Origin of the sequence: Streptomyces sp. WM6372 (assembly GCF_001279655.1) — a bacterium.
GTDB lineage: Bacteria > Actinomycetota > Actinomycetes > Streptomycetales > Streptomycetaceae > Streptomyces.
The window spans coordinates 38,750-51,493 of the sequence record NZ_LGDB01000116.1 but is presented as its reverse complement, the minus strand read 5'-3'; the positions used below and the strand labels follow the sequence as shown (position 1 = coordinate 51,493).

The following is a 12,744-nucleotide window of genomic DNA, read 5'->3' as shown; positions in this document are numbered from 1 at the left end:
CCGTGAACGGCCTCAACACCATCCTGATCGTCGTCGGCCTCTTCCTGGCCGGCGGCGTCTACTCCTTCCAGAAGCAGAAGATGCCCGCATCGGTCGTCATCCTGCTCGCCATCGGCTCCGCGATGTGCCTCGCCGCCGGAGTCCTGCGAATCCAGGGGATTTGGGAATGAGCGCATCCCGTCCGACCAAGACGGTCGTGGTCTTCGACTACGGCTTCGGAAACGTACGTTCCGCCGAGCGCGCGCTGGCGCGGGTCGGGGCGGACGTCGAGATCACCCGCGACTACGACAAGGCCATGGACGCCGACGGGCTGCTCGTGCCCGGTGTCGGGGCCTTCTCGGCCTGCATGCAGGGGCTCAAGGACGCCCGCGGCGACTGGATCATCGGCCGCCGGCTCTCCGGCGGGCGGCCCGTCATGGGCATCTGCGTCGGCATGCAGATCCTCTTCGAGCGCGGCATCGAGCACGGCGTGGAGACGGAGGGCCTCGACGAGTGGCCCGGCACCGTCGAGCCGCTGCGCGCCCCGATCGTGCCCCACATGGGCTGGAACACCGTGGACGCCCCGGCCGACAGCCAGGCCTTCAAGGGCCTGGACGACGAGGCCCGGTTCTACTTCGTGCACTCGTACGCGGTGCGCGACTGGAGCCTGGAGGTCACCAACCCGGCCATCCGCGCCCCCAAGGTCACCTGGGCCACCCACGGCGAGCCCTTCGTCGCGGCGGTGGAGAACCGGGCCCTGTGGGCGACCCAGTTCCACCCCGAGAAGTCCGGCGACGCCGGCGCCCAGCTCCTCACCAACTGGATCGAGACCCTCTGATGCCCGCCAGCAAGCTCGAACTGCTGCCTGCCGTCGACGTCCGCGACGGCCAGGCCGTCCGCCTCGTGCACGGCGTGTCCGGCAGCGAGACCTCCTACGGGTCCCCGCTCCAGGCCGCCCTCGCCTGGCAGGCCTCCGGCGCCGAGTGGCTCCACCTCGTCGACCTCGACGCTGCCTTCGGCACCGGTGACAACCGCGCGCTCGTCGCCGAGATCACCGGCGCCATGGACATCAAGGTCGAGCTCTCCGGCGGCATCCGCGACGACGCCTCGCTCGCCGCGGCCCTCGCCACCGGCTGCACCCGCGTCAACCTCGGCACCGCCGCCCTGGAGACCCCCGAGTGGGCCGCCAAGGCCATCGCCGAGCACGGCGACAAGATCGCGGTCGGGCTCGACGTACGCGGTACGACGCTCAAGGGCCGCGGCTGGACCAGCGAGGGCGGGGACCTCTACGAGACCCTCGCGCGCCTGGACTCCGAGGGCTGCGCCCGGTACGTCGTCACCGACATCGGCAAGGACGGCACGCTGACCGGGCCCAACCTGGAGCTGCTGAAGAACGTCTGCGCCGCCACCGACCGGCCGGTCGTGGCCTCCGGCGGCATCTCCTCGCTGGACGACCTGCGGGCGCTGGCCGCCCTGGTGCCGCTGGGCGTCGAGGGCGCGATCGTCGGCAAGGCCCTGTACGCGAAGGCCTTCACCCTGGAAGAAGCCCTGAAGGTGGTCTCCGCATGAGCAACTCCTCCGACGTACGCCGCATCTCCTCGGGCGGCGCCTACGAGGACGTCATCGGCTACTCGCGCGCCGTGCAGCTCCCGAACGGCCTCGTGCTGGTCTCCGGCTGCACCGCCGCCGACGCCAACGGCCCCTACGACCAGGCCATGGGCGCCTTCGGCGTCGCCTTCAAGGCCCTCGCCCAGGCCGGTCTCGGCCCCGAGCACGTGGTCCGCACCCGGATGTACCTCACGCACGCCCGGGACGTGGAGGACGTGGGCCGCGCCCACAAGCAGCTGTTCGACGCCGTCCGCCCCGCCGCATCGATGATCATCGTCTCCGGCTTCGTCGACCCCAGCATGGTCGTCGAGGTCGAGGTCGAGGCGTACGGCCCGGTGCAGGAGGCATCCGCATGACCCTCGCCGTACGAGTGATCCCCTGCCTCGACGTGGACAACGGCCGCGTCGTCAAGGGCGTCAATTTCCAGAACCTGCGGGACGCCGGCGACCCGGTGGAGATGGCCAAGCTGTACGACGCCGAGGGCGCCGACGAGCTGACCTTCCTCGACATCACCGCGTCGTCCGGGAACCGCGAGACCACGTACGACGTGGTGCGGCGGACCGCCGAGCAGGTGTTCATCCCGCTGACCGTGGGCGGCGGCGTCCGCACCGCGGAGGACGTGGACAAGCTGCTGCGGGCCGGTGCGGACAAGGTCGGCGTGAACACCGCCGCCATCGCGCGGCCCGAGCTGATCCGGGAGATCGCGGAGCGCTTCGGGCGGCAGGTGCTCGTGCTGTCCGTGGACGCCCGGCGCACCGCCACCGGCTCCTTCGAGGTCACCACGCACGGCGGCCGCAAGGGCACCGGCATGGACGCGATCGAGTGGGCGCACCGGGCGGCCGAGCTGGGCGCCGGGGAGATCCTGCTGAACTCGATGGACGCGGACGGCACGAAGGACGGGTACGACACCGAGATGATCGCGGCGGTGCGGGAGCACGTGACCGTGCCGGTGATCGCCTCGGGCGGCGCCGGGCGGCTGGAGCACTTCGCCCCGGCGATCGCGGCCGGAGCCGACGCGGTGCTCGCCGCCTCGGTGTTCCACTTCGGTGACCTGCGGATCGGCCAGGTCAAGGGCGCCCTGCGCGAGGCGGGCCACCCGGTCCGCTGACCGCTGACCGCTGACCGCTGACCGCTGACCGCTGACCGCTGACCGCTGACCGCTGGCCGTTGAGCCGGGCCGGGCCGGCCGGCCGGCCCGGCACCGCACGGCGGCTAAATGCCGAGCTTGGCCACCGTCAGCTTGGCGACGGCCTCCTTCGGGCCGTCCAGCTCCACCGCGGCCGCGTCCTGGCGGCCGAAGCAGAAGAGGGTCAGTTCGCCCGGCTCGCCGGTGACCGTCACCACCGGGGTGCCCTTGTGCGCCACCGCCGTCTGGCCGTTCGGGCGGCGCAGCACCAGGCCCACCGGTGAGCGGCGGCCCGTCAGCCGGGCCAGCTTCTCCAGGCGCGCCCACAGGGCGTCCGAGAACACCGGGTCCAGCGTGCGCGGCGACCAGTCGGGCTGGGCGCGCCGTACGTCCTCGGAGTGGACGTAGAACTCCACCGCGTTGGCCGCCTCGTCGATCTGCTTCACCGAGTAGAGGGACATCTTCGGCGGGCCGGTGCGGATCAGCTGGATCAGTTCCTCGTACGGCTTGGCCGTGTACTCGGCCATCGCCTTGTCCAGCCGGTCCTTCAGGACGTTCAGCAGCAGGCCGCCCGCCGCGTCCGGGCGGCGCTCCCGGACCACCACGTGCGCCGCCAGTTCCCGGGCCCGCCAGCCGTCGCACAGCGTCGGCGCCTCCGGCCCCGCCGCCTCCAACAGGTCCGCCAGCAGCAGGCGTTCGCGCTTCGCATGGGTAGACATGGGGGCCACCCTACGACCGGAAGCCGTGCTTTGCCCGCTCATCAGGCGGACGGTGATCGGTCACGGCCTTCCGGGCGCGGCACAATGGCCTCCATGAGTACGTCCTCCCTCGATCCCGCCATCGCCGCCCGGCTCAAGCGCTCCGCCGACGGCCTGGTCCCGGCCATCGCCCAGCAGTACGACACCGGTGAGGTGCTCATGCTCGGCTGGATGGACGACGAGGCCTTGCACCGCACCCTGACCACCGGCCGCTGCACGTACTGGTCCCGCAGCCGCCAGGAGTACTGGGTGAAGGGGGATACGTCCGGCCACTTCCAGCACGTGAAGTCCGTCGCCCTCGACTGCGACGCCGACACCCTCCTCGTCAAGGTCGACCAGGTCGGCGCCGCCTGCCACACGGGCGCCCGTACGTGCTTCGACGCCGATGTCCTTCCGCTGGCCGAATAGGTAGGTAGGGTCCCACCCCATGGATCTTGAGACGTTCCGCAAGCTCGCGGCGGACCGCCGCGTCATCCCCGTGAGCCGCAAGCTGCTGGCCGACGGTGACACCCCCGTCGGGCTCTACCGCAAGCTCGCCGCCGAACGCCCGGGCACCTTCCTCCTGGAGTCCGCCGAGAACGGCCGCTCCTGGTCCCGCTACTCCTTCGTCGGCGTCCGCAGCGCCTCCACGCTGACCGTCCGGGACGGCAGCGCGCACTGGATCGGGACGCCGCCCGTCGGCGTCCCCACCGACGGCGACCCCCTCGAAGCCCTGCGCGCCACCGTCCAGGCCCTGCACACGCCCCGTGACCTGGCCGCCGGGATGCCGCCCTTCACCGGCGGCATGGTCGGCTACCTCGGCTACGACATCGTGCGCCGCCTGGAGCGCATCGGCGAGCAGACCGTCGACGACCTGGAGCTGCCCGAGCTGACCATGCTGCTCACCTCCGACCTGGCGGTCATGGACCACTGGGACGGCACGGTCCAGCTCATCGCCAACGCCATCAACCACAACGACCTCGACACCGGCGTGGACGAGGCGTACGCGGACGCGGTGGCCCGGCTCGACGCGATGGAGGCCGACCTCGCGCGGCCCGCCCCGTACACGCCCGCCCCGCTGCCCGCCTCCGAACCGCCGAGTTTCGAGGACGGCACGGTCTCGGCGCTGTGGGGCGGGGAGAAGTACCAGGAGGCCGTCGAGGACATCAAGGAGCGGATCCGGGCCGGCGAGGCCTTCCAGGTCGTGCCCTCGCAGCGGTTCGAGACCCCCTGCGCCGCCTCCGCGCTGGACGTCTACCGGGTGCTGCGGGCCACCAACCCGTCCCCGTACATGTACCTGTTCCGCTTCGAGAACGGCTTCGACGTCGTCGGCTCCAGCCCCGAGGCCCTGGTCAAGGTCGAGGACGGGCGGGCCATGGTCCACCCGATCGCCGGCACCCGCCACCGCGGGGCCACCCCGCAGGAGGACCACGAGCTCGCCGAGGAACTGCTGGCCGACCCCAAGGAGCGCGCCGAGCACCTGATGCTCGTCGACCTGGGCCGCAACGACCTGGGCCGGGTCTGCGAGCCGGGATCGGTCGAGGTCGTCGACTTCATGTCGATCGAGCGGTACTCGCACGTCATGCACATCGTCTCCACCGTCACCGGCCGGGTCGCCGAGGGCCGGACCGCCTTCGACGTGCTGACCGCCTGCTTCCCGGCGGGCACCCTCTCGGGTGCGCCCAAGCCGCGCGCCATGCAGATCATCGAGGAGCTGGAGCCCTCCCGGCGCGGCCTGTACGGCGGCTGCGTGGGCTACCTCGACTTCGCCGGGGACTCCGACACGGCCATCGCCATCCGCACGGCGCTGCTGCGCGACGGCACGGCGTACGTCCAGGCGGGCGCCGGAGTCGTCGCGGATTCCGTGCCCGAGCTGGAGGACCGGGAGTGCCGCAACAAGGCCGCCGCCGTGCTGCGCGCGGTGGGAGCGGCGAACCGGCTGAACGGCGCGTGAGCCGGTAGGGGATAGTGGGTACGTGAGTGCCGTACCCCCACCCCGAACCGACGCCGACGCCTCCGCCGCTCCCGAGGCCCCGGACGGTCGCGGCGGCCGCCGCAGCGTGGCCGTCGCCCTGCTGCTCGGCGCGCTCGGCGCCACCGTCGTCCTGCTCGCCTCCGGCCGCGTCTGGGCCCGGGGCACCGCCGCCGTGGGGGGCGGCTCGCTGCCGCTGACCGCGGACGGGCGGGCCGTCACCGGGCTGCCGGCGGCCCTGGCCATCGTGGGCCTCGCGGCCCTGGTGGCGGTGTTCGCCGTACGCGGCAGGAGCCGGCTGCTGGTCTCCGGGCTGCTCGCGCTGAGCGGCCTGGGCGCGGCCCTGGCCGCCGTACTGGCCGCCGACGACCGCCAGGCGCTGGACGCGCAGGCCGCCCGTACGACGGCGGACACCGCGGCGCGGGTGGGGGAGCTGACCCATACGGCCTGGCCGTACATCACGGCCGCCGGCGCGGCCCTGATCCTGGTCGCCGGACTGCTGGCGCTGCGGTTCGGAAGCGGCTGGCCCGCGATGGGCGGCCGCTACGAGCGGGACGGCAGCCCCCGTACCCGCAAACCGGCGGCGGTGGACCCCGACCGGCCCGAGGACCTGTGGAAGGCCCTGGACCGCGGCGAGGACCCGACCCGCTGACCATGCACCGCTCCCGGTGCGGGACAATGAGCACCGAGCATTTCTGATCAGCACCGCGACAGAGCAAACGAGGAGCAACTCATGGCGGGCACTAACCACGGACACACCCCGGCCGCCTGGACCGGTGTCATCATCGCCTTCATCGGTTTCTGCATCTCCGGCGCCTTCATGGTGATCGCCAACCCGATCGGGTTCTGGGCGGGTCTCGTCGTCGTCGCGCTCGGTGGTGTGGTCGGCATGGCGATGAAGGCCGCGGGCATGGGTGCGCCGAAGGCCGCCCACCAGGACCTGGCCGTGGTCATCGCCGCCAACAAGACCGCCGCCAAGGTCTGACCGGTCCCGTCCCGGTGAACGGTTTCGAAAGGCGCGGCCCCGTTGGGCTGCGCCTTTTGTCATGAGCGGAGAGAATCAGCGCGTGGACGCCCCTCGCAGCCCCTACGCCGAGCCCGCGCAGCCGCCCGTGCCGCCGGTGCCCGGGCCGTCCGCGCCCGTGCCGGGCCGCCTCCGGCGGCTGGCCGCGCCGGGGCTCACGCTGGCCGCGGCGGCCCTGGCGTTTGCGTACGTGGGCACCGTGGATCCCAATGAACCCGGCCACTATCCGGTCTGCCCGCTATTTCGCCTGACCGGAATCCTGTGCCCCGGATGCGGTGGTCTGCGGAGCGCGCACGCCTTCGCCCAGGGCGACCTGATCACCGCTTTGGGGGCAAATGCCCTGGCCGTCGCCGGCTACTTCGTCTTCGCCGGCTTCATGATCCTGTGGCTTGTTCGCGCCTGTTGCGGCGGTCCGACCCCGCGTTTTGTCCTGCGGCGGCTGCACTGGTGGGTCATCGGGGTGCTGGCCCTGGTCTTCGTGGTGGTCCGAAACCTGCCGTTCGGAGCCGCACTGGCCCCGTGAGGACCGGGGGATTCCCTTATGAATCCCGGATTCCGAATGTCCATTCCATGGGACGTCGTCAACCGCGTGCGGAGGGCAAGGCCTCCTGCGGATACCATTTGATTGCTGACCTTGCAGTTGTACGTGTCTGCAAGGCGGCCGACCGTCATCGACCCGGAAGGGGGCCGCTCGCGTGAGTGTGCTCGACGAGATCATCGAAGGGGTCCGCGAAGACCTTGCCGAACGGCAGGCCCGCGTGAGCCTCGACGAGCTCAAGGAGCGTGCCGCCAAGGCGCCCCAGGCCAAGGACGGCGTCGCTGCCCTGCGCGGCGACAGCGTCAAGGTGATCTGCGAGGTCAAGCGCTCCAGCCCCTCCAAGGGCGCGCTGGCCGCCATCGCCGATCCGGCCGGACTGGCCGCCGACTACGAGGCGGGCGGTGCGGCGGTCATCTCCGTCCTCACCGAGCAGCGCCGTTTCGGTGGCTCGCTGGCCGACCTGGAGGCCGTCCGCGCACGCGTGGACATCCCGATCCTGCGCAAGGACTTCATCGTCACGGCGTACCAGCTGTGGGAGGCCCGCGCCTACGGCGCCGACCTCGTGCTGCTGATCGTCGCGGCCCTGGAGCAGGAGGCCCTCGTCTCCCTGATCGAGCGGGCCGAGTCCATCGGCCTCACCCCGCTCGTCGAGGTCCACGACGAGGACGAGGTCGAGCGCGCGGTTGCGGCCGGCGCCAAGATCATCGGAGTCAACGCCCGCAACCTCAAGGACCTCAAGGTCGACCGCTCCACCTTCGAGCGCGTCGTCGGCGAGATCCCGGCCCACATCGTCAAGGTTGCCGAGTCCGGCATCCGCGGGCCGCACGACCTGATCGCCTACGCCAACGAGGGCGCCGACGCCGTCCTCGTCGGGGAGTCCCTGGTCACCGGACGCGACCCGAAGGCGGCCGTGGCCGACCTCGTCGCCGCCGGTGCCCACCCCGCCCTGCGCCACGGACGGAGCTGACCCGTCCCATGGCCCCTGTCCGCCCCTCCGTCCGCACGCCGCACGTGCCGCAGGCAGCTCGCCGCGGCCCGGTCGGCGTGCCGACGGCGTACGCGCCCCTGGCGCGCGGCTGCCGCCCCCGCGGCTGCCGCGCCCCGGCCCGGCGGGTGCACGGGCGGCGGGTCAGGTACGTGATCGGCTCCGAGCCCGGTCAGGTCAACGGCATGCGATGGCGCACCGCAGGCGCGCTGTGACGAGGGCCGCCCGGGCCCGGTACGCCTGACGCCACCGCCTCGACGGTGACGGCGTACCGCCCCGCGCGGTGTTCGCTCACGGTCCGCCGCCCCGGGCCACCGGCTCCGGGCGCGGGCCGCTGCGCCCGTACGCATCCCCACCCCCGCAGCGGGGTGCGCGTGCGGCGGGCCCGCGGCGCAATACGGTGCACCCATCCCATCGCACCCGTAGGAGTACTGGCCATGTCCAGCAGCTCGTTCTTCATTCCGGACCCGGAGGGTCACGTTCCCAACGCCGAGGGTTACTTCGGTGACTTCGGCGGCAAGTTCATCCCGGAGGCGCTCGTCGCCGCCGTGGACGAGGTCGCCGTCGAGTACGAGAAGGCCAAGGGCGACCCGGCCTTCGCGGCCGAGCTCAACGACCTGATGGTCAACTACACGGGCCGGCCCAGCGCCCTCACCGAGGTGCCGCGGTTCGCCGAGCACGCCGGCGGCGCCCGGATCTTCCTCAAGCGCGAGGACCTCAACCACACCGGCTCGCACAAGATCAACAACGTGCTGGGCCAGGCGCTGCTCACCAAGCGCATGGGCAAGACCCGCGTCATCGCCGAGACCGGAGCCGGCCAGCACGGCGTGGCCACCGCCACCGCCTGCGCGCTCTTCGGCCTGGAGTGCACCGTCTACATGGGCGAGATCGACACCCAGCGCCAGGCCCTGAACGTGGCCCGGATGCGGATGCTGGGCGCCGAGGTCATCGCCGTGAAGTCCGGCTCCCGGACCCTCAAGGACGCCATCAACGAGGCGTTCCGCGACTGGGTCGCCAACGTGGACCGCACCCACTACCTCTTCGGCACCGTCGCGGGCCCCCACCCCTTCCCGGCCATGGTCCGCGACTTCCACCGGGTCATCGGCGTCGAGGCCCGCCGCCAGATCCTGGAGCGCGCCGGCCGGCTGCCCGACGCCGTCGCGGCCTGCGTCGGCGGCGGCTCCAACGCCATCGGCCTCTTCCACGCCTTCATCCCGGACGCCGGGGTCCGCCTGGTCGGCTTCGAGCCCGCCGGGCACGGCGTCGAGACCGGCGAGCACGCGGCCACGCTGACGGCCGGCGAGCCCGGGATCCTGCACGGCTCCCGCTCCTACGTCCTCCAGGACGAGGAGGGCCAGATCACCGAGCCGTACTCCATCTCGGCCGGCCTGGACTACCCGGGCATCGGCCCGGAGCACTCCTACCTCAAGGACAGCGGGCGCGGCGAGTACCGCGCGGTCACCGACGACGCCGCGATGCAGGCCCTGCGCCTGCTCTCCCGCACCGAGGGCATCATCCCGGCGATCGAGTCGGCGCACGCCCTGGCGGGCGCCCTCGACCTGGGCAAGGAGCTGGGCAAGGACGGGCTGATCGTGGTCAACCTGTCCGGCCGCGGCGACAAGGACATGGACACGGCGGCCCGCTACTTCGGGCTGTACGACGGCGCGGGGGAGAGCAAGTGAGCACGGGGAACATCCAGCTGCTGAGCGACACCCTCGCCAAGGCGAAGTCCGAGGACCGGGCCGCCCTCGTCGCCTACCTGCCGGCCGGCTTCCCGACCGTCGACGGCGGCATCGAGGCCGTCAAGGCCGTCATCGCGGGCGGCGCGGACGTGGTCGAGGTCGGCCTCCCGCACAGCGACCCGGTCCTGGACGGCGCGGTCATCCAGACCGCCGACGACATCGCCCTGCGCGGCGGAGTCAAGATCGCCGACGTGCTGCGCACCGTGCGCGAGGCCCACGCGGCGACCGGGGCGCCGGTCCTGGTGATGACGTACTGGAACCCGATCGACCGCTACGGCGTGGAGCGGTTCGCCACCGAGCTGGCCGCGGCGGGCGGCGCGGGCTGCATCCTGCCCGACCTGCCGGTCCAGGAGTCCGCGGCGTGGCGCGAGCAGGCCGACAAGCACGGTCTGGCGACCGTCTTCGTCGTCGCTCCGAGCAGCAAGGACGAGCGCCTGGCGACCATCACGGCCGCCGGTTCCGGTTTCGTGTACGCCGCCTCGCTGATGGGTGTCACCGGCACCCGCGAATCGGTCGGCAACGAGGCCCAGGAGCTGGTCCGCCGTACGCGTGCCACCACCGAGATCCCGGTCTGCGTGGGCCTCGGCGTCTCCAACGCCGTGCAGGCCAAGGAGGTCGCGGGCTTCGCCGACGGGGTGATCGTCGGCTCGGCGTTCGTGAAGCTGCTGCTGGACGCGCCGGACCTGCCGGCCGGGCTGGCCGCCGTACGGGCGCTGGCGGGCGAGCTCGCGGAAGGCGTCCGCAGGGGCTGAGAAGCCCGCAGGCGGACCTGTGCGTTCGATCGGCGGAGCGAACCCCTGAGCGGGTTCTGTAGTCCGATCGGGTGGAAGTGGGAGCGGGGAGGCACGCGAGTGCCTCCCCGCTTCGTTTGGCCGAACGTGAGCGAGAAGAACGACGGTGCGAACCGCGATGCGAAACGATCGGCCCGCGAGCGGCTCCAGGTGGAGCGCGAGCGCGAGAAGAAGAGGGAGAAGCGGCGGCGGACCATCGTCGTGGCGTCGGCGGTGGTCGGCGTCCTCGGCCTGGCGGCCGTCGTCGGCCTGATCGCGGCCAACACCGGCAAGGGCGACAAGTCCGCGGCCGGGGGCCCGGTGACCGCCCCGTCCGGGGCCAGCGGCAAGGACGCGCTCGCCATCCAGGCCGGCAAGCCCGAGGCCAAGTCCACGCTGACGGTGTGGGAGGACTTCCGCTGCCCCGCCTGCAAGTCCTTCGAGACCAACTACCGGGACACGATCCACGAGCTGGAGGCCAAGGGCCTGCTCAAGGTCGACTACCACCTGGTCACCCTGATCGACGGCAACATGGGCGGCAGCGGCTCGCTGAAGGGCGCCAACGCGGCCGCCTGCGCGCAGGACGCCGGGAAGTTCCCCGCGTACCACGACGTCCTGTTCGAGAACCAGCCGCAGGAGACGGACGACGCGTACGGCAACAACGCCAAGCTGCTGGAGCTGGCCGGCAAGGTGGACGGGCTGGTCACCCCGGAGTTCCGCAAGTGCGTCGAGGACGGGACGCACGACAGCTGGGTGAACAAGTCCTACGAGGCCTTCCGCGCCGGGAAGTTCCGGGGCACCCCGGCCGTGCTGCTGAACGGCAAGGACATCTTCGCCGACCAGGCCAACCCGGTGACCCCGCAGAAGCTCAAGGAGCAGGTCGAGGCCGCCGCGAAGGGCACCGGGGGCGGGACCGCCTCGTCCTCGCCGTCCGCCTCCGCCTCCCCGTCGCTCTCGTCCTCGCGCTCCGCCTCGCCGAGCGCCTCCGCGAAGGGGGCGAAGACGGCGGGATCCGGATCGCCGTCGGCCTCTTCCTCGGCCGTGGCGAAGTCCTCTTCCACCGGGACGGGATCGCGGGCCGGCTCGGCCGGGGCCGCGAAGGGGGCAGGCGAGGACTGAGCGGGCCCGTCTCGATTTGGCGCCAGGTTGCCGGGCGGGTTGCGGTCCGTACCGCCCGGCAGGGTAGCGTCGGCTCTGCCATGAACCTTGCCTATATCCCCAGCCCGTCGACCGGCGTGATCCATCTCGGACCGATCCCGCTGCGCGGCTACGCGTTCTGCATCATCATCGGCGTCTTCGTCGCCGTCTGGCTCGGCAACAAGCGGTGGATCGCGCGCGGCGGAAAGCCGGGCACCGTCGCGGACATCGCCGTGTGGGCGGTGCCGTTCGGCCTGGTCGGCGGTCGCCTCTACCACGTGATCACCGACTACCAGCTGTACTTCGGCGAGGGCCGCAACTGGGTCGACGCCTTCAAGATCTGGGAGGGCGGCCTCGGCATCTGGGGCGCGATCGCGCTGGGCGCGGTGGGCGCCTGGATCGGCTGCCGCCTGCGCGGCATCCCGCTGCCGGCCTGGGCCGACGCCCTGGCCCCCGGTATCGCGCTGGCCCAGGCCTGCGGTCGCTGGGGCAACTGGTTCAACCAGGAGCTGTACGGGCGGGCCACCGACCTGCCCTGGGCCGTCGAGATCAGCGACGGCCCCAACCGGGTCGCCGGCACCTACCACCCGACCTTCCTCTACGAGTCGCTGTGGTGCCTCGGCGTCGCCGCGCTCGTGATCTGGGCCGACCGCCGCTTCAAGCTCGGTCACGGCCGGGCGTTCGCCCTGTACGTCGCCGCGTACTGCGTGGGCCGGGGCTGGATCGAGTACATGCGGGTCGACGAGGCCCACCACATCCTCGGCGTCCGGCTGAACGTGTGGACCTCGATCGTGGTCTTCATCCTGGCCGTGGTCTACCTCGTGCTGTCCGCGAAGCTGCGGCCGGGCCGCGAGGAGGTCGTGGAGCCGGACCGCGGGCCCGCGGCATCCGACCCCGAGACCAAGGACGGGGCGGAGGGCGAGACCCAGGGCGAGGCGAAGGACGGCGCCGCCGAGGCGAAGGACCCCGCGGACGGGGAATCCGCGCCGAAGACGGACGCCGGGGCCGGGGCCAAGAGCGACGTCAAGGCCGAGGCCGAGGCCGCTTCCGCCGAAGCGACCGAGGACGCCGGGACGGCGGACGCCGAGGCTCCGAAGACCGCCAAGAAGCTCTGACCGGGTCTCCC

16 protein-coding genes and 1 pseudogene are annotated in these 12,744 nt (G+C 72.3%); 16 read left to right on the top strand and 1 reads right to left on the bottom strand.

Annotation, left to right across the window (positions count from 1 at the left end; all coding sequences use genetic code 11):
* Nucleotides 1–2 precede the first annotated feature (2 nt).
* From ADK52_RS42925 to hisF, 5 genes are read left to right on the top strand one after another with little or no spacing between them, the layout of a single operon-like run.
* Nucleotides 3–170 (top strand): hypothetical protein, encoded by a 168-nt coding sequence (locus ADK52_RS42925; protein ID WP_030155934.1) that lies wholly within the window; start codon nt 3–5, stop codon nt 168–170.
* A complete protein-coding gene (gene hisH / locus ADK52_RS10895) occupies nt 167–817 on the top strand; it encodes an imidazole glycerol phosphate synthase subunit HisH (protein WP_053689557.1) in 651 nt (216 codons plus the stop codon). Before ADK52_RS42925 ends, hisH begins: the two co-directional genes overlap by 4 nt.
* On the top strand, nt 817–1,548 hold the full coding sequence (gene priA / locus ADK52_RS10890) for a bifunctional 1-(5-phosphoribosyl)-5-((5-phosphoribosylamino)methylideneamino)imidazole-4-carboxamide isomerase/phosphoribosylanthranilate isomerase PriA (protein WP_053689556.1): 732 nt from the start codon (nt 817–819) through the stop codon (nt 1,546–1,548). The genes hisH and priA overlap by 1 nt, the downstream gene beginning before the upstream one ends.
* Complete coding sequence (locus tag ADK52_RS10885; RefSeq protein WP_053689555.1) at nt 1,545–1,943, top strand: RidA family protein; 399 nt, start codon at nt 1,545–1,547, stop codon at nt 1,941–1,943. The genes priA and ADK52_RS10885 overlap by 4 nt, the downstream gene beginning before the upstream one ends.
* Complete coding sequence (gene hisF / locus ADK52_RS10880) at nt 1,940–2,695, top strand: imidazole glycerol phosphate synthase subunit HisF (RefSeq protein ID WP_053689554.1); 756 nt, start codon at nt 1,940–1,942, stop codon at nt 2,693–2,695. The genes ADK52_RS10885 and hisF overlap by 4 nt, the downstream gene beginning before the upstream one ends.
* A 104-nt stretch (nt 2,696–2,799) precedes the next feature.
* Here the strand turns inward: hisF and ADK52_RS10875 are convergent, their stop codons facing one another.
* Nucleotides 2,800–3,432 carry a TIGR03085 family metal-binding protein gene (locus tag ADK52_RS10875; protein WP_053689553.1) on the bottom strand — a complete coding sequence of 211 codons (633 nt, stop codon included), beginning with the start codon at nt 3,430–3,432 and terminating at the stop codon, nt 2,800–2,802.
* A gap of 84 nt (nt 3,433–3,516) precedes the next feature.
* Here ADK52_RS10875 and hisI point away from each other — a divergent pair, with 84 nt between their 5' ends.
* The 11 genes and pseudogenes from hisI (at nt 3,517) to lgt (ending at nt 12,733) form a co-directional block, all read left to right on the top strand.
* Nucleotides 3,517–3,879: a phosphoribosyl-AMP cyclohydrolase gene (gene hisI / locus ADK52_RS10870; protein ID WP_053689552.1), complete on the top strand. Its 363-nt coding sequence runs from the start codon at nt 3,517–3,519 to the stop codon at nt 3,877–3,879.
* Nucleotides 3,880–3,898: 19 nt separating this feature from the next.
* The gene (locus ADK52_RS10865) at nt 3,899–5,404 is read left to right on the top strand and encodes an anthranilate synthase component I (protein ID WP_053689551.1); all 1,506 of its coding nucleotides are present in this window, start codon (nt 3,899–3,901) and stop codon (nt 5,402–5,404) included.
* A 22-nt stretch (nt 5,405–5,426) separates the two neighbouring features.
* A complete protein-coding gene (locus tag ADK52_RS10860) occupies nt 5,427–6,074 on the top strand; it encodes a TIGR02234 family membrane protein (RefSeq protein ID WP_053689550.1) in 648 nt (215 codons plus the stop codon).
* Nucleotides 6,075–6,155: 81 nt separating this feature from the next.
* Complete coding sequence (locus tag ADK52_RS10855; protein WP_053689549.1) at nt 6,156–6,407, top strand: HGxxPAAW family protein; 252 nt, start codon at nt 6,156–6,158, stop codon at nt 6,405–6,407.
* A 61-nt stretch (nt 6,408–6,468) separates the two neighbouring features.
* Nucleotides 6,469–6,969, top strand: a complete 501-nt coding sequence (locus tag ADK52_RS10850) for a DUF2752 domain-containing protein (protein WP_078988239.1) — start codon at nt 6,469–6,471, stop codon at nt 6,967–6,969.
* 172 nt (nt 6,970–7,141) lie between these two features.
* Complete coding sequence (gene trpC, locus ADK52_RS10845) at nt 7,142–7,951, top strand: indole-3-glycerol phosphate synthase TrpC (RefSeq protein WP_030871559.1); 810 nt, start codon at nt 7,142–7,144, stop codon at nt 7,949–7,951.
* 8 nt (nt 7,952–7,959) lie between these two features.
* Nucleotides 7,960–8,184 (top strand): tryptophan biosynthesis modulator TrpM, encoded by a 225-nt coding sequence (gene trpM, locus ADK52_RS10840; protein ID WP_234343639.1) that lies wholly within the window; start codon nt 7,960–7,962, stop codon nt 8,182–8,184.
* Nucleotides 8,185–8,406: 222 nt separating this feature from the next.
* Nucleotides 8,407–9,651 (top strand): tryptophan synthase subunit beta, encoded by a 1,245-nt coding sequence (trpB, locus tag ADK52_RS10835; RefSeq protein ID WP_053689548.1) that lies wholly within the window; start codon nt 8,407–8,409, stop codon nt 9,649–9,651.
* The gene (gene trpA / locus ADK52_RS10830; RefSeq protein WP_053689547.1) at nt 9,648–10,463 is read left to right on the top strand and encodes a tryptophan synthase subunit alpha; all 816 of its coding nucleotides are present in this window, start codon (nt 9,648–9,650) and stop codon (nt 10,461–10,463) included. The genes trpB and trpA overlap by 4 nt, the downstream gene beginning before the upstream one ends.
* Before the next feature lie 126 nt (nt 10,464–10,589).
* A pseudogene (locus ADK52_RS10825) lies at nt 10,590–11,381 on the top strand (thioredoxin domain-containing protein); the annotation flags it as partial.
* Nucleotides 11,382–11,680: 299 nt separating this feature from the next.
* Entirely contained in the window at nt 11,681–12,733 is a 1,053-nt protein-coding gene (lgt, locus tag ADK52_RS10820) for a prolipoprotein diacylglyceryl transferase (RefSeq protein ID WP_053689545.1), read from the top strand.
* The last annotated feature ends 11 nt before the right edge of the window (nt 12,734–12,744 follow it).